This is a genomic window from Anaeromyxobacter paludicola (assembly GCF_023169965.1).
Classification (GTDB): Bacteria; Myxococcota; Myxococcia; order Myxococcales; family Anaeromyxobacteraceae; genus Anaeromyxobacter_B; species Anaeromyxobacter_B paludicola.
On the sequence record NZ_AP025592.1, the window covers coordinates 2490222 to 2505475 of the forward strand.

Annotated in this window: 16 protein-coding genes and 1 riboswitch; of the genes, 5 read left to right on the plus strand and 11 right to left on the minus strand. The window is 75.6% G+C overall.

Annotated features, from left to right (window positions below):
• Positions 1-7: 7 nt before the first annotated feature.
• A complete protein-coding gene (locus AMPC_RS11380) occupies positions 8-1342 on the minus strand; it encodes a hypothetical protein (protein WP_248340741.1) in 1335 nt (444 codons plus the stop codon).
• Positions 1343-1618: 276 nt separating this feature from the next.
• A complete protein-coding gene (locus tag AMPC_RS11385; protein ID WP_248340743.1) occupies positions 1619-2050 on the minus strand; it encodes a hypothetical protein in 432 nt (143 codons plus the stop codon).
• Between the two features lie 176 nt (positions 2051-2226).
• Positions 2227-2434, plus strand: a riboswitch (cobalamin riboswitch).
• 122 nt (positions 2435-2556) lie between these two features.
• Here AMPC_RS11385 and AMPC_RS11390 point away from each other — a divergent pair.
• Both AMPC_RS11390 and AMPC_RS11395 read left to right on the plus strand, forming a co-directional pair.
• The gene (locus AMPC_RS11390) at positions 2557-4665 is read left to right on the plus strand and encodes a ribonucleoside triphosphate reductase (RefSeq protein ID WP_248340745.1); all 2109 of its coding nucleotides are present in this window, start codon (positions 2557-2559) and stop codon (positions 4663-4665) included.
• Entirely contained in the window at positions 4662-5345 is a 684-nt protein-coding gene (locus AMPC_RS11395) for an anaerobic ribonucleoside-triphosphate reductase activating protein (RefSeq protein ID WP_248340746.1), read from the plus strand. The genes AMPC_RS11390 and AMPC_RS11395 overlap by 4 nt, the downstream gene beginning before the upstream one ends.
• On the opposite strand, the gene AMPC_RS11400 is transcribed toward AMPC_RS11395, so the two are convergent.
• Together AMPC_RS11400 and AMPC_RS11405 are read right to left on the minus strand one after the other, a co-directional pair.
• Positions 5346-5840: a hypothetical protein gene (locus AMPC_RS11400; RefSeq protein ID WP_248340748.1), complete on the minus strand. Its 495-nt coding sequence runs from the start codon at positions 5838-5840 to the stop codon at positions 5346-5348.
• An 80-nt stretch (positions 5841-5920) separates the two neighbouring features.
• Positions 5921-6343, minus strand: a complete 423-nt coding sequence (locus AMPC_RS11405) for a universal stress protein (RefSeq protein ID WP_248340750.1) — start codon at positions 6341-6343, stop codon at positions 5921-5923.
• Between the two features lie 300 nt (positions 6344-6643).
• Here AMPC_RS11405 and AMPC_RS11410 point away from each other — a divergent pair, with 300 nt between their 5' ends.
• The 3 genes from AMPC_RS11410 to can all read left to right on the plus strand — a co-directional run bounded on the left by AMPC_RS11410 (position 6644) and on the right by can (position 8256).
• The gene (locus AMPC_RS11410; protein WP_248340753.1) at positions 6644-6880 is read left to right on the plus strand and encodes a hypothetical protein; all 237 of its coding nucleotides are present in this window, start codon (positions 6644-6646) and stop codon (positions 6878-6880) included.
• A gap of 119 nt (positions 6881-6999) precedes the next feature.
• Positions 7000-7533: a PilZ domain-containing protein gene (locus AMPC_RS11415; RefSeq protein WP_248340755.1), complete on the plus strand. Its 534-nt coding sequence runs from the start codon at positions 7000-7002 to the stop codon at positions 7531-7533.
• 93 nt (positions 7534-7626) lie between these two features.
• On the plus strand, positions 7627-8256 hold the full coding sequence (gene can, locus AMPC_RS11420; protein ID WP_248340757.1) for a carbonate dehydratase: 630 nt from the start codon (positions 7627-7629) through the stop codon (positions 8254-8256).
• Here the strand turns inward: can and AMPC_RS11425 are convergent.
• The 7 genes from AMPC_RS11425 to AMPC_RS11455 are packed head-to-tail and all read right to left on the minus strand — an operon-like array spanning position 8253 to position 15253.
• Positions 8253-8765, minus strand: a complete 513-nt coding sequence (locus AMPC_RS11425; protein ID WP_248340759.1) for a chemotaxis protein CheW — start codon at positions 8763-8765, stop codon at positions 8253-8255. The genes can and AMPC_RS11425 overlap by 4 nt on opposite strands.
• An 8-nt stretch (positions 8766-8773) precedes the next feature.
• The gene (locus AMPC_RS11430) at positions 8774-9838 is read right to left on the minus strand and encodes a protein-glutamate methylesterase/protein-glutamine glutaminase (protein WP_248340761.1); all 1065 of its coding nucleotides are present in this window, start codon (positions 9836-9838) and stop codon (positions 8774-8776) included.
• On the minus strand, positions 9835-10740 hold the full coding sequence (locus tag AMPC_RS11435; protein WP_248340763.1) for a CheR family methyltransferase: 906 nt from the start codon (positions 10738-10740) through the stop codon (positions 9835-9837). Before AMPC_RS11435 ends, AMPC_RS11430 begins: the two co-directional genes overlap by 4 nt.
• Positions 10721-12361 carry a methyl-accepting chemotaxis protein gene (locus tag AMPC_RS11440; protein WP_248340765.1) on the minus strand — a complete coding sequence of 547 codons (1641 nt, stop codon included), beginning with the start codon at positions 12359-12361 and terminating at the stop codon, positions 10721-10723. Before AMPC_RS11440 ends, AMPC_RS11435 begins: the two co-directional genes overlap by 20 nt.
• Entirely contained in the window at positions 12358-14073 is a 1716-nt protein-coding gene (locus AMPC_RS11445; protein ID WP_248340767.1) for a chemotaxis protein CheA, read from the minus strand. The genes AMPC_RS11440 and AMPC_RS11445 overlap by 4 nt, the downstream gene beginning before the upstream one ends.
• Before the next feature lie 11 nt (positions 14074-14084).
• Positions 14085-14591 (minus strand): chemotaxis protein CheD, encoded by a 507-nt coding sequence (locus AMPC_RS11450; protein WP_318654296.1) that lies wholly within the window; start codon positions 14589-14591, stop codon positions 14085-14087.
• Entirely contained in the window at positions 14588-15253 is a 666-nt protein-coding gene (locus tag AMPC_RS11455; protein ID WP_248340769.1) for a GAF domain-containing protein, read from the minus strand. Before AMPC_RS11455 ends, AMPC_RS11450 begins: the two co-directional genes overlap by 4 nt.
• Between the last annotated feature and the right edge of the window lies 1 nt (position 15254).

The window sequence follows — 15254 nt, forward strand, 5'->3', positions numbered from 1 at the left end:
CGTCGGCTCAGGCCCCGGTGATCTGCAGCGGCGGCGTGATGACCGCCGGCAGGCCGATGTCCTGGGGCGTCACCGGCTTCAGCTCCCACCCGAAGTTGGTCGAGCTGGAGGGGGTGCAGGTGGGGCCCGAGTTCTCGATGGCGGTCACGGTGCCCATGGCGGCGCTCCAGGAGACCCCGTTCGCGTCCACGGTCTTCGGCACCATCAGCACGCCGGCCAGCGCGCCGTAGTAGACCTGCCTCCCCCACGCCGGCCTCACCGTGGCGCTGCCGGCGTTCGCGAAGGCCGTCCCGGTGCAGCTCGCCCCGGTCCAGTACATCTGCGAGTTCACGAACCCGCCGGACCAGGAGATCGTCACCTGGTAACCGGCCGGCGTGAGCACCTGGACGCCGTTCCCGGAGAGGCTCATCACGTGGCCGAGCGTCTGGCCGTTCGCGTCGACGGCGCGGATGCCTCCGTCCTGCCCGGCCGGCCCGGCCGGCCCGGGGATGCTGCACACGTAGGTCGGCGCGGCGCCGCCCACCTGCAGCTTCGCGCCGCCGAAGAAGCAGTTGGCGCCGGGGCTCTCGGTGGTGATCGTGACGCTCTCGCCCGGCGCCCCGGTCGCGCCCGCCGCGCCGGTGGCCCCGGTCGCGCCAGTGGCGCCAGTGGCGCCCGTCGCTCCCGCCGGCCCCGTGTCGCCCGTGGCCCCGGTCGCGCCCTGCGCGCCCGGCGCGCCGTCGCAGACGTACGCCGGCTCGCCGGCGCCGACCTGGAGCTTCTGCCCGCCGTAGGCGCAGTTCGCCCCCGGAGGCTCGGTCGTCATCGTGACGCCCTGGCCCGCCGTGCCGTCGCCGCCCTGCGCCCCGTTGCACACGTACAGCGGAGCCCCGGCGCCGATCTGCAGCGCCACGCCGCCCGCCGCGCAGTGCGCCCCGGCGGGCTCGGCCGTGACGGCGGGGCTCTCTCCGGCCTCGCCGTGGCACACGAAGCTGGGCGCCTGCGTGCCGGCCTGGATCCGGACGCCGCCCGCCGCGCAGTTCGCGCCCGCCGGCTCGGCGGTGGTGACGACGCCCTGCCCGTCGGCGCCCGACTGTCCGTTGCAGACGTAGGAGGTGACCTCCGAGCCGGTCCCGACCCGGGTGGTGATGGCCGTGCCGCCGCTGGCGCAGTGCGCGCCGGCGGCCTCGGTGGCCACCGACACCTGGGCCGACGCGCCGGAGCTGCCGGCCGCCCCGTTGCACACGTACGTCACCGTGGGAGCGCTCGCGCCCGCGGTCACGGTGAGGCGCTGGCCTCCCTGCGCGCAGTTCGCGCCGATCGCCTCGTCCTGCACCTGCACCGACGGCGCGACGCCGTCCATCCCCGAGCACCCCAGCGCCGCCGCGGCGACCCCCGCGATCGCGGCCAGCGGAAGCCGCCGGACGCACCCGACCCACCTCGAACCGACTCGCATGAACCCCCCTGTTCACTTTATGTGATACAGCGCCCTACACTCCCTTCCACCCGGGCCGGGAAGTCAAGCGCCGCGTGAGCCTCACGCCTCCAGGCGCCCGGAGGCGGTACGGGCGAGCCTCGCCGCGGTGGAGCCGCAGGGTGCGGACGGTGAGCGCGTCGAGCAGGGCCCGGCGCCGGCGCGTCACTGCGCCGCGCCGTAGTTGACCGTGCCGTTGTTGTGGGTGGCGCTGCTGAGCGGATACCCGAGCACGCAAGTGGAACCGGAGAGCGTGGCCGTCATCCCGACGGAGGGCGTCCCGGTCCCGTTGTTCACCGGCCCGTGGCAGTTGGCGCACGCGAAGTTGGTCTGCTGGTGCGGCCCGGGCGGCGGGTTGCCGTGGCAGGAGGAGCAGGTGGGGACCGCCGTGGCGAGGGTGCAGCCGGTCGGAGTGGGCGTGGGTGTCGGCGTGGGCGTCGGAGTCGGCGTCGGCGTCGGCGTCGGTGTCGGCGTCGGCGTCGGCGTCGGCGTCGGCGTCGCGGTCGAGGACGGCGCCGGCGGGTTCGACTCGGAGCCGCATCCCGCCATCCCAAAGAGGAGCAACCCCGCCGCCGCGACTCCGAGCTTCCGACGCATGCCGACCTCCCGACGAGTTTCCGATTCGCACCCCCGGGCGCCTCGGTGACGAGCCACAGATTGCCGGGGGCCCTCGCAAGCGGCAAGCCCCCGGGGGCTCGCTTTCGCTCCTCCCGCCTGGCTGGCAGCGAGCTCGACGCCACTACATATCGATTGACCTCTCGCGCAGACCACAATATGTTGCGCTTCGCGCTGGTGCTCGGGGGTTCCACCCTCGAGCGAATAGGGAACCCGGTTCGACTCCGGGGCTGCCCCGCAGCGGTAAGCGAGAACGACCTCCGCCACACGCACTGGCCGGTTCGGCTGGGAAGCGGCGGACAGTAGGGTCCGGGACGTCCCGGAGCGCTCGCGAGCCCGAAGACCTGCCAGCGCCCGCCGCCGGAGCTCCGGCGGCGGAACGACCACCTGCCCCGTGGGAGGGCGGAGGTCCCTCGCGCGGCGGCCCCAGGGGTCACGTGCGCCCGGGGCCCTCCGCGCCTCCCTCGAGGCCGCCGCGAGGAGGCACCGTGTTCGACACCATCGAGAAGCGCGACGGACGGATCGTCCCGTTCGACGCGAGCCGCATCCTGAAGGCCATCACCCAGGCGGGCGCCGCCACCGGCGAGCTCGGGCCCGATGAAGCGCGGCGGCTCTGCCAGCGCGTCCTCGCCATCGCCGACGCGACCCTCGACGGCCGCCCCACCGTGGAGCGGATCCAGGACCTCGTGGAGGACGTCCTCCTCGCGAGCCCTCACCGGCGCACCGCTCGCGCCTACACCGTCTACCGCGAGCAGCACCGCGCGCTGCGCGAGGTGTCGGACGCGGCCAGCGTGGCCCTGGTGGACGCCTACCTCGACCGCGCCGACTGGCAGGTGGCCGAGAACGCCAACATGGCCTTCAGCCTCCAGGGGCTCAACAACTACGTGGCGAGCCACGTCAGCTCCACCTACTGGCTCGAGCGACTCTACCCGCCGGAGGTGCGGGACGCCCACCGCTCGGGCGACCTGCACCTCCACGACCTCAACCTGCTCGCCGTCTACTGCGTGGGCTGGGACCTCGGCGACCTGCTCACCGAGGGGTTCCGCGGCGCGGCCGGCAAGGCGGAGAGCGCCCCGGCGCGCCACTTCCGCACCGCCCTCGGGCAGATCGCCAACTTCTTCTACACGCTGCAGGGCGAGGCGGCGGGGGCCCAGGCCTTCTCGAGCCTCGACACCTACCTCGCGCCCTTCATCCGGCGCGACGGGCTCGGCGAGGAGGAGGTGCGCCAGGCGCTGCAGGAGTTCGTCTTCAACCTCAACGTGCCGACGCGGGTCGGCTTCCAGACGCCGTTCACCAACGTCACCCTCGACCTCGAGTGCCCGGCGCGGCTCCGGGACGAGGCGGTGATCATCGGCGGGGAGCGGCAGGAGGCGACCTACGGCGACTTCCAGCCGGAGATGGACCTCTTCAACCGCGCCTTCCTCGACGTGATGGCGGGCGGCGACGCCAAGGGGCGCGTCTTCACCTTCCCCATCCCGACCTACAACATCACGCCCGGCTTCGACTACGACGACCCCCGGCTCGACCGGCTCTGGGAGGTCACCGCCCGCTACGGCCTCCCCTACTTCGCCAACTTCGTGAACTCCGACCTCTCGCCGGAGGACGCGCGGAGCATGTGCTGCCGGCTGCGCCTCGACACCCGCGGCCTGGAGCGGCGCGGCGGCGGGCTCTTCGGCGCGAGCCCGCTCACCGGCTCCATCGGCGTGGTCACGGTCAACCTGCCGCGCCTCGGCCACCTGGCGCGCGACGAGGCCGACTTCCTCGCCCGGCTCGACCGGGTGATGGACCTCGCCCGCGACAGCCTGGTGCTGAAGCGCAAGGTGCTGGAGCGGTACACGGAGCAGGGGCTCTACCCCTACGTCCGCCACTACCTGCGCCACATCCGCGAGCGCAGCGGCTGCTACTGGCGGAACCACTTCTCCACCATCGGGCTGGTCGGGCTGGCGGAGGCGGTCGAGAACCTCCTCGGCGAGCGCTTCGCGAGCGCGCCGGGCCGCGCCTTCGGCCTCAGGGTCCTCGACCACATGCGCGCCCGGCTCGAGGCGTACCAGGCCGAGACCGGCACCCCGTTCAACCTCGAGGCGACGCCGGCGGAGGGCACGAGCTACCGGCTGGCGCGGCTCGACAAGGCGCGCCACCCCGCCATTCGCTGCGCCAACGAGGACGCGGCCGCCGCCGGCGCGGCCCCGTACTACACCAACTCGTCGCAGCTCCCGGTGGACGCGAGCGACGACGTCTTCGCGGTCCTCGATCACCAGGACGAGTTCCAGGCGCGCTACACCGGCGGCACCGTCCAGCACGTCTTCGTGGGGGAGGCGATCGACGACCCCGCGACGGTGAAGCGGTTCGTCCGGACGGTCTGCCAGCGCTACCGGCTGCCGTACTTCACCGTCACCCCGACCTTCTCGGTCTGCGGCGAGCACGGCTACGTCGCCGGCGAGCACCCCACCTGCCCGCGCTGCGGGGCGCAGGCGGAGGTCTACTCGCGGATCGTCGGCTACCTGCGGCCGGTGCAGCAGTGGAACCCGGGCAAGCAGGCCGAGTTCGGGCGCCGCCGCTCGCTCCGCCCGTCCGACGCGCCGGCGGTGTCCCCGTGAACCTCGCCGCGCTCCGGCCCTGCTCGTTCGTGGACTGGCCGGGCCGGATCGCGGCGGTGGCGTTCACGCAGGGCTGCAACCTCGCCTGCCGGTACTGCCACAACCCCGGCCTCGTGCCGCTCCGGGGAGGCGGCCGGGTCTCCGAGGAGGAGGTGCTCTCGCTCCTCGAGGCCCGCCGCGGGCGGCTCGACGGCCTGGTGGTGACGGGCGGGGAGCCCACGCTCCAGCCGGCGCTGCCGCGCTTCCTCGCGCGGGTGAAGGAGCGCGGCTTCGCGGTGAAGCTCGACACCAACGGCACCCGGCCCGAGGTGGTGGAGGCGCTGCTCGCGGCGGGGCTCGTCGATCACCTCGCCGTGGACCTGAAGGCGACCCCGGACGACGCGACGTGGCTCACCGGCTCGGAGGCGCAGCCGCGCGGCGCCCGCCGCTGCCTCGAGCTCGCCCTGGCGCGGGGCGTGGCGCACGAGGTCCGGACCACGCTCGCCTCCCCGGTCCACCGGCCCGAGGCGCTCGACGAGCTCGCCGGGTGGGCCCGCGGCGCCCAGCTCTGGGCGATCCAGCGCTTCCGGCCCGGCGGCCACCTCGACCCCCGGAGCGGGCTCGCGCCGCCCGGCGACGCCCTCCTCGCCGCGGCCCGCGAGGCGGCGGCGGCCCACGGGCTCGCGCTGCGAGTCCGCTAGCTAGAAGCGCTGCCCGAAGATCGGCAGCAGCACCGTGCCGCTCCGCTCGCCGGGGTGCAGGTCCGAGAACGAGAGCCCGTCGCGCGGGGGGCGCAGGGCGAGCGCGGGGGCGTGCGGCTCGGACTCGACGATGCTCCAGATCATGCCGACGGCGAAGCCGATCCCGGCGCTGGTGGCGATCACCGAGAGGACGTCCGGCTGCGCCGGGCCGGCGGTGCCCAGGAGGCCGAGGACCCCGCCGCCGATGGCGGCGCCGGTCAGGCCGCCGACGAGCCCGTAGGAGAGCAGGTGGCGCAGCGGATCGCGCCGCACCCGGAAGTCGAGCCGCTGCGACGTCGTCACCTGCGCCCGCGAGGCGCGGCAGATAACGAGGCAGGCCACGAGCGCCAGCACGCCCACCGTGCGGGCGGCCCACCGCGCCAGCGCCAGCCGGGCCGACGGACGACGGCGAGCCCTCGTGGGGGCGTGGGGTCGCAGCGCGGGAAGAGACGTCATGCCCGACCGAACAGCCCCTGGCCCCGAAGCCTTCCGCGGGCGGGCGGAAGGCCCCGAGGAGCGCCCGGCCCTCTTTTCACTCAGGGGACCACCAGGACCGGCTTCGGGCTGACGTGCACGAGCCGCCCGGAGACGCTGCCGAGGAGCACGCGGGCCACCGCGCCGATGCCGCGGCTGCCCACCACCACCAGCCCGACGTCGCGCCCCGCCGCGGCGTCGGCCAGCGCCTCGGCCGCGCCGCCGTGCAGGACGAGGGTCTCGACCTCGAGCCCGGGCCGGCTCACCTTCTCGATCGCCGCCGAGAGCACCTGCTTGGCCCGCTCCTCCTGCGCCCGCTCCACCTCCGAGCGCGTATCGCCGTAGAGGTACACGGGCTCCGAGGCCGCGGTGATCACGGTCGCGAGGGTGAGCCGCGCGCCGAAGCGGGCGGCGATCTCGGCCCCGAGCCGGGCCGCCGACAGCGAAGGCTCCGAGCCGTCCACGCCGATGAGGATGCGTTCCATGGGGACCTCCCGCCGCCGCGCCGGCGCCCGGCGCCGCGCTCCGGGCGCCGGATCGCGCGAGGGCGGCTCCGGACCCGATCCTGCGCCCGCCGGGGGGCGCGCGGGGCCGGCGCATTCGGGGCGGACCTCTTCGGCCTACATCGTGCGCCGGCGTGCGGGCAGGTGACCAGCCGTCGCAGGCTCCCTTTGGCCGGACCCACCGTTTAACCGGGGGCGCACTTGCCCGGCCGCCCTCCGAGGGCCAGATTGGCCTCATGCCGTGGCCCGCGCCGGAGCGCCGGCCTGCGGCGGGAGCAGCGGATGTCCTCGGTCTCGGAGCAGCTCGAAGCCTGCCTCGCCCCCTACCTCGGCCCGAACACGGCCAGGAACGCGGTGCGCGTCTTCGCCCGCCGCGCGCTGCGGAAGTCGCCGGAGGAGGTCACGCCCGAGGAGGCCGCCCTGCTGGTCGAGGCGTTCCGCCCCATGCTCCGCACGCTCGTCGGGGAGAGGCGTGGCGAGCAGCTCCTCCTCGAGCTCCGCGACCAGCTGCACCCATGAGCCGGTTCGCTCCCCTTCCCTGCGCCGGCGCCCGCCGGCGGCGCGCACGTGCTCCTCGGGGCGGTCCTCCGAGTGGGTGGCCTCCGACGCGACGCGGCGGGCGGGATTAACTCTGGGCCATGCCGCACCTGCAGAAGCGCCACTGGCTGGGGGAGCTCGTCCGGCTGCACGAGCGGGCGGTGCACGAGGCGCTCTCCTCCCCCGAGCACGCCCGGTACTCCGGCATGCGCGCGCAGGTGCTGTCGGCCGTGCTGGCCGCCCAGAACGACGCCCTGGAGCCCGAGCGGCGCCTGCGCCGGCAGCCGCGCGTCCAGCGGGCGGTCCCGGTCCGGATCGACGCGCCGGGCTGCAAGGCCCAGGCGCTCACCTTCGACCTCGGCGCCGGCGGGTTCGCCACCCTGGTCGGCCTCCCCCCGCCGGTCGGGACTGTGGCGAGCGTCGCCCTCACGCTCGGGCCGGCGCGGTCCATCCACGGCAAGGCGCGGGTCACGGCGGTGCGGAAGCGGGGGCGAGCCGCCGCCCGCGTCTCCTTCGCCTTCGACGGCCTGGCGGGGCCCGGGCGCGAGCTCCTCGAGCGGTTCCTGCTCGACACCGTCCTGGCCGAGCTGTCGAGCTCGCGGGAGGTGCTCGAGCACCTCTCGCTCGAGGAGTGAGGGGTGGGCGGGCGCGCCGGCCGCCCCGCCGGCCCGGGAACGTCGTAACATCGCCGGCCCGCCCGCCCCCGGGCGGACCTTCGGAGGTTCGCCGTGAGCACGCTCAAGCAGGTCCTCGACGCCAACCGCGCCTGGTCGGCCCGCATGCGCGAGCGCGACCCGGCCTTCTTCGAGCGGCTCCTGCACGCGCAGGCGCCGGAGCTGCTCTGGATCGGGTGCGCCGACAGCCGGCTCCCGCCCGATCAGATCGTGGGCCGGCTCCCGGGCGAGATCTTCGTCCACCGCAACGTCGGGAACGTGGTGGTGCACACCGACCTCAACTGCCTCTCGGTCCTGCAGTACGGCATCGAGGTACTGAAGGTGAAGCACGTCATCGTCTGCGGCCACTACGGCTGCGGGGGCGTCGGCGCCGCGGCGAGCCCGGAGCCGCTCGGGCTCATCGACAACTGGCTGCGGCACGTGCGCGACGTGTACATGGCCCACCGCGCCGAGCTCGAGGCGCTGCCCGAGGGGAAGCCGCGCCTCGACCGGCTCTGCGAGCTCAACGTCGCCGCCCAGGTGGCGAACGTCTGCCACACCACCATCGTGCAGGACGCCTGGCGCCGCGGGCAGCCCCTCACCGTGCACGGCTGGATCTACGACCTCGCCGACGGGCTGGTGCGCGACCTCGGCCTGGTGGTCGAGTCGGCGGAGCGGATCCCGAGCGCGTACCGGATGGGCTAGGAGGCCGGCGGGCGCGCCTCCAGCCGGCCCGCCTCGGCCGCCGCCGCCACGTCGCGCTCCTCGTCCGACAGGATCCGGTCGATGTCGAGGAGCAGCAGGAACCCGGCGGCGAGCTTCCCCATGCCGCGGAGGTGCTCGAGCCTGACCCGGGTCCCGAAGGCGGGCGCGGGCTCCACCTCGCCGGGCCCGAGCTCCACCACCTCGTCCACGCTGTCGGCCAGGAGCCCCACCACCGCGCGCTCGCCGCCGAGCGCCGACTCGACCACGAGCACGCAGGTGCGGCGGGTGGGCACGGTCTCCGGCAGCCCGAACTTGAGCGCGAGGTCCACGACCGGCACCACGGCGCCGCGCAGGTTGATGACGCCGCGCACCGAGGGCGGGGTGCCGGGCACCTTGGTGATCGGCTCGAGCTGCAGGATCTCGCGGAGCTTCAGGAGCTCGACCCCGTACCGGGCCTCGGCGAGGCCGAACGCCAGGTACTGCTGCCGCGCCGACGTGTTCTCGTCCATGTTCCCTCCTAGCTCCGCTGCTCCGCGCCCGGGGCCCGGGCGTGGGCGAGCACGTGCCGCGCGATCAGCCCGAGCGGCAGGATCTCCGCCGCCGCGCCCCGCCGGATGGCCGCGCGCGGCATCCCGAAGACCACGCAGGTCGCCTCGTCCTGCGCGATGGTGTGGGCGCCGGCGCCCCGGAGCGCCAGGAGCCCCTCGGCGCCGTCGTCGCCCATGCCGGTGAGGATCACGCCCACGGCGTTCGCGCCGGCCGCCTCGGCCGTGGACCGGAAGAGGACGTCCGCGCTGGGCCGGTGGCGCGACACCGGCGCCCCGTCCGACAGCGCGACGAAGTAGCGCGCCCCGCCGCGGCGCACGAGCAGGTGCCGGTTCCCCGGCGCGATGAGGGCCCTCCCCGGGGAGAGCGCGTCGCCGGGCTCGGCCTCCTTCACCTCGACGCGGCAGCGCTCCGCCAGGCGGCGGGCGAACGCCGCCGTGAACGCCGGGGGCATGTGCTGGACCACCGCCAGGCCGGGCGCGTCGGGCGGCAGCGCCTCGAGCAGCGCCGCCACCGCCTCGGTGCCGCCGGTCGAGGCGGCCACCGCGACCACCTTCTGCGTCGTCCCGCGCAGGAGCGGGGCGCCCCGGGGCTCGGGCGCACCGGCCGCCGGCGGGGGCCGGGCGCGCACCCGGGCCTCGAGCGCCTCGGAGACCGCCGAGAGGACGCGATCGGCCGACCGCTCGAGGAAGTCCCGCAGCCCGAGGCTCGGCTTCTCGATCACCGCCACCGCGCCCGCCTCGAGCGCGTCGAGCGCCACCTCGGTCCCGGGCCCCGCCAGGCCGGAGCAGATCACCACCGGCAGGGGGCGCTCGGCCATGAGCAGCCGCAGGAAGCTCAGCCCGTCCATCCGCGGCAGCTCCACGTCGAGCAGGATGGCGTCGGGCGGGTCTCGCCGGATCTTCTCGAGGGCGATGACCGGGTCGGGAGCGGTCGCGACGAGGTGCCCGCCGCGGCGGAGCACGGCGGAGAGCACCTCGCGCACCACGGCCGAGTCGTCCACCACCAGCACCCGGCGCGGCGGGGCCCCGCTCACGAGGCGCTCCGGAGCCCGGGCGCGGGCGGGCCCGCGACCTCGCGGGCGTACACGGTCGGGATGACGCTCCGGAGCGGGTGCGACGTCCCGGAGAGGCTCTCGGCGTGGCCGAGGAAGAGGTACCCCTCCGGCGCGAGGTGGCGCAGCAGCCGGCTCACCACCCGCTCCTTGCCCGGCGGGTCGAAGTAGATGAGCACGTTGCGGCAGAAGACGAGGTCGAAGGTGCCGAGCCCGGGCCACGCCTCCGCGGCCAGGTTGAGCCGCGCGAAGCGCACCACCCGCCGGAGCTCCGGGCCGGCCTTCATCCGGCCCTCCTGGCTCCCGGTGCCCTGCAGCATGTAGGCCTGGAGCAGGGGGCGGGGGATCTCGGCCGCCTGCTCGATCCGGTAGACGCCGGCGCGGGCGCGCTCGAGGACCGGCGTGGACAGGTCGGTCGCGACCACCTCCAGCGACCAGCCCGGCTCGCGCAGCCCCGCGAGCAGCGACATGGCGAGGCTGTACGGCTCCTCGCCGCTCGAGCACCCGGCGCTCCAGACGCGGACCCGCGGCGGCCGGCTCCCCGCCCGCGCCGCCTCGCGCCAGCGCGGGAGGAGCTGCCGCTCGAGGAGCTCGAAGTGGCGCGGCTCCCGGAAGAAGCGGGTCTCGTGGGTGGTGATCCGGTCGAGCAGCCGCGCGAGCTCGTCCGGGTCGGCGCGCGCCCGGTCGAGGTACTCGGCGTAGGAGCCCACGCCGAGCTCGCGCAGCCGGCTCGCGAGCCGGCCCTCGAGCAGCGCCTTCTTCCCCGGCGCGAGCCAGATGCCCGACTCCCCGTGGACGAGGGCCTGGTAGCGCGCGAAGACGGCGTCGCTCACCGCCGGCCGGGCGGCGCCGGCCGCGGGGCGCTCAGAAGCTCTTGTACTCATGATCGGCGACGGCGTTGCGGTTGGCGGCGGAGCCCTCGTCGTCGAGCCGCTTCAGCGCGGGGCGCGGCAGGGCCGGGGGCCGCGCCGGGGCCGCCGGCCGGAAGGCGCCGTCGGCCGGGCCCGAGGGGACGTGGAAGAAGCCCATGAGGTGCTGCAGCGACTCGGCCTGGGAGGCCATCTCCTCGGCGGTGGAGGCGAGCTCCTCGGCGGCGGAGGCGTTGCGCTGCGTCACCTGGTCCACGTGCGCCATGGCCGTGTTGATCTGGGCGACGCCGGCCGACTGCTCCCGCGAGGCGGCCGCCACCTCCTGCACCAGCTCGGCCGTCTTCTGGATCGAGGGGACCAGCTCGGCGAGGAGGTGCCCGGAGCGCTCCGCCACCTGCACGCTGGCGGCGGCGACGCCGGCGATCTCCTTGGCGGCCTTCTGGCTCCGCTCGGCCAGCTTGCGGACCTCGCCCGCCACCACCGCGAACCCCTTGCCGTGCTCGCCCGCCCGCGCCGCCTCGATGGCGGCGTTGAGCGCGAGCAGGTTGGTCTGGTACGCGATCTCCTCGACGATGGCGGTCTTCTCCGCGATCGAGCGCATCGCCTCGACCGTCTCCTTGCCGGCGCCCCCGCTCTCCTGCGCGTTCCGGGCGCCCTGCACCGCCATCCGCTCCGTCTGGCGGGAGTTGTCCGCGTTCTGCGTGATCGACGCGCTCATCTCCTCGAGCGTGGAGGTGGTCTCCTCCACCGAGGCGGCCTGCTCCCCGGTGCCCTGCGACAGGGTCTGGGAGGTCGCCGAGACCTGGCCCGCCGCCTCGGCGAGGGCGTCGGCGCCGCCGCGGACCTCGGAGATCACGTGCTGCAGCCGATCGACCATCGACCGGAGCCCGGCGAGGACGCTGTCGTCGTCGCCCCGGTGGGTGGCGATGGCGACGGTGAGGTCGCCGGCGGCGACCCGCCGCGTGATCTCGACCGCCTCCTCCGGCTCGCAGCCGATGCGGCGGATCACGCTCCGGCTGATGAGCCAGCTGAGGAGGGCGCTCACGGCGAGGGCGAGCGCGGTGACCGCGCCGAGCAGGCGGGTCGAGGAGGACACCTCGGCGGCCAGCGCGGCCTGCTTCTGCCCGCCGATCCGCTGCTGCACCTGGACCAGGCGGGCCAGGGCGGCGGCGGCCCGGCCGGCCGCGGGGTTGGTCTCCCGCGCGCGCCACCCCTTCGCGTCCTCGATCGCGCCCGCGTCCACCAGGGCGAAGAAGCGCGGGCGCGCCGCCAGGTAGGCGGCGTAGGACTGGTCGAACTCGCGCAGCAGGTCCCGCTCCTCCGGGCCGAGCGCCAGCCCCCGGAAGGCGGCGAGGCTCTCGTCCACCTGCTTCAGCCAGCGGTCGGTGCTGCCGGCGATGCGCCCCCGCCCCTCCGCGTTCTCGGCGAGGTAGACCGGGAGCGCGATGCGCAGCTCCCACAGCGCCTGCCCGGCGTCGGAGAGGTAGGCCGAGCCGCGGAGCTGGTTCTCGTAGAGGTCGCTCGCCTCGGCCGAGAAGGCCCGGCTGCTGCGCCAGCCCGACCAGCCCAGCCCGCACACCAGCAGGACCATCAGCGCGAACGACGCGAAGTGCCGCTCCCGGATACCCATCGTCATGTTCTGCTCCCGTTGTCCGTTCCGAAGCCTTCGTCACCCCGTCCCAGCGCGGCGCGCAGCAGGGCGGGCACGTCGAGGATGAGGGCCACCCGGCCGTTGCCGAGGATGGCCGAGCCGCAGATGCCGGGCAGCCCGCGGAAGATGGCGCCGAGGGGCTTGATCACCGTCTGGCTCTCGCCCAGGAGCGCGTCCACGGCGAGGCCCGCCCGGGAGGCGCCGTGGCGCACCACGAGCACGCTCTCGCGCTCGGCGGGCGCGCCGCCCAGGCCGAAGAGGGTGCGCAGCCGCAGGTAGGGCAAGGGCTTGCCGCGGAGCTCGAGCACCCCGGTCCTCGCCCGCGGGTCCTGCCCGGCCGGCAGGTCCACGCACTCCAGCACCGCGTCGAGCGGGGCGATGTAGGTGCTCGGCCCCACCGCCATCCGGAAGCCGCGGATCACGGCGAGCGTGAGCGGGAAGCGCAGCGAGAAGGTGGTCCCCTCCCCCTCCACGCTCCGGACGTCCACCGCGCCGCGCAGGGACTCCACGTTCCGCCGCACCACGTCCATGCCGACGCCGCGCCCGGAGACCTCGGTCGCCTCGGCGGTGGTGCTGAAGCCGGGCTCGAAGATGAGGCGCCGCACGTCGGCCTCGGTCACCGACTCGGGGTCCGGCGCCAGGCCGAGCTGGTGGGCCCGCTGGGCGATCTTGCGCCGGGGCAGGCCGCCGCCGTCGTCGGCCACCTCCACCACGATGCTGCTCGCCTCGTGGAAGGCCCGCAGGGTGAGCCGGCCGCAGGGGGCCTTGCCCCGCTCGCGGCGCGCCTCGGGCCGCTCGATGCCGTGGTCGAGCGCGTTGCGCACCATGTGCATGAGCGGGTCGCGGATGTGCTCCACGACCGCGGTGTCCACCTCGGTCTCCTCCCCCTCGAGCACCAGCTCCACCTGCTTGCCCTCGGCCCGGGCGAGGTCGCGCACGGTCCGGCGCTGCTGCTGGAAGGCGGGGCCGACCGGGACCATGCGCGCCGAGATGATGTGCTCCTGCAGGTCGAGGTAGAGCCGGTCGGTCTCGTGGTAGGCCTCGATCAGCTCCTCGGGGGAGGCGGGCGGCACGGCCTCGAGCAGGCTCGCGAAGCGGCCGCGGGAGACCGAGATCTCGCCCGCCAGGTCGAGGAGGCGGTCGAGCTTGGCGACGTCCACGCGCAGGGTCTGGGCGCGGGGCGCCTCGGGCGCGGGCGCCGCGGCGGGGGCGGGGCCGGCCGCCTCCGGGGCGAAATCGGGCGGGGCCGCGCCGGGCGGGGCCGCGCCGGGCGGGGCCGCCTGCGCCGGCGGGGGCGCGCCGGCGAGCGCCTCGGCGATCCGGGCCTCGAGCCTGCGCGCCGCGTCGAACGGCCCCTGCTCGCCCTGCTGGTCGCGGCGGACCGCCGCCTTGAGCACGTCCACCGACGCGAGCAGGAGCGAGATCACCTCCGGGCTCGCCGCGAGGGTCCGCGCCCGCACCCGCTGCAGCACCGACTCGACCTGGTGCGCCACGGCGCGCGCCTGCTCGAACGAGACCAGCGAGGCCGAGCCCTTGATGGTGTGGGCGGCGCGGAAGAGCGCGTGGACCAGCTCCTCGTCGCCGGGAGCGGCCTCGAGCCCGACGAGGGTGGTCTCCATCCCGGCGAGGATCTCCGCCGACTCCTCGAGGAAGGTGTCCACGAGCACCCGCCAGTCGATCTGCTCCTCCTCTTCCATCCCGCTCCCCTTCAGAGGCTCCGGACCCAGGCCGCGCCGTCGTCCGAGTGGAAGATCACCTTGCGCCCGCGGCTCCCGCCGACGTCGCGCTCCAGGACCGGGATGCCCTCGGCCTCGAGCGTGCGCAGGGCGAGCTCCACGTTGTCCTGCCCCAGGTGCCGCCCGCTCCCGCGGAACACGTCGATGACGCAGGCCCCGCCGAACACCTTCGCGGCGAGCCGGTCCCGGCGGGCGCCGCGCCCCATCACCGCCGCGACGAGCTCGGGGATGGCCACGTTCCCGAAGCGGGCCGAGCGCTCCCGCTGCACCGGCAGCGGCAGGAGGTAGTGGTTCATGCCGCCCACCCCGGCGACCGGATCGAAGAGGCAGACCGCCACGCACGAGCCGACGATGGTGCTGATGGCCGCGGGCTCGCCCGAGGCCACCACCTGGCCCGCCTGGAGGTAGACCGGCCTGCGGCCGCCCGGATCCGGCGCGGCGGCGCGGGGGCGCGGGGGCGCGAGGGTCGTCGCCGTCACGCCGGGAGCTCCTCCGCGCGGCGCGCCGAGAGCTCCGCGCTCCGGAGCGCCAGGCCGGCGTGGGCGGAGAGCACCTCGAACAGCTCGAGGTCCCCGGCCCCGAGCCCCGGCTTCTGCCCGAGCAGCCGGAACACGGCGATCGCCCCCACCTCGCGCTCGCCGGCCCTGAGCGGGATCCACGCGGTCAGCTCCTCGGGCCCGCCGGGCCCCGGCTCGAGGGCGGGCCCGATCGCGATCCGCCCCGCCGCGGCCACCCGCCCGAGCGCGCCCTGGAGGGTGACCAGGGCCCCGAGCCGGTCCGGGGCGAGCCCCATCGACCGGACGACGCGCACGCCCTCCCCCCGCCGCTCCAGCACGGCGAACTCCTCGGTGCCGACCAGGTTCGCGAGCACCTCGCCGAGCACGTCGAGGACCTCGCCGCGGTCCAGGCTCCCGTGCAGCCGGCGCAGGGTCACGTAGAGGTTGCCGACCTCGGTGGCGCGGTCGAGCGAGGCGACGTACTCGTCGCAGATGCGGCGCCGCTCCTCCTCCACCGCCGCGAGCTCCTCCCGGAGCCGCTCCACCTCCGCCTCCCGCGCGAGCAGCTCCTCGCGCGCCCGCGCCAGCTCCGCGCGGAGCAGGGCGGGCTCGAGCCCGGTCGCGGCTGGCCCTGGCTGACCCATC